General features: G+C 29.8%; 1 protein-coding gene. It reads left to right on the top strand.

Annotated features, from left to right (window positions below; all coding sequences use genetic code 11):
* On the top strand, window positions 1–215 hold a 215-nt coding region (locus tag AACQ14_RS23880; RefSeq protein WP_339366040.1), incomplete at both ends, for a GNAT family N-acetyltransferase.

Below are 215 nucleotides of genomic sequence, written 5' to 3'. Positions count from 1 at the left end.
ATGGAGAATGAATCAGACTATCCTAGGTTAGGCATTTTTTTTGATATAATTCCAATAGGTGAATTATCTCTAAAAAGAATTAACTCTAAAGAAAGCAAATGTGAACTAGGGATTATTCTTGCTAATGATAATTATAAAGGATTAGGATATGGAACAGAAGCAGTCAATTTGGCAATAGGCTATGTATTTAATGTCCTAAGATTGAAGTACATATA

Origin of the sequence: Vallitalea maricola, from assembly GCF_036985595.1 — a bacterium.
Classification (GTDB): Bacteria; Bacillota; Clostridia; order Lachnospirales; family Vallitaleaceae; genus Vallitalea; species Vallitalea maricola.
Note: the sequence above shows the minus strand (reverse complement) of the source record. Positions and strands in the feature narration are given on the sequence as shown.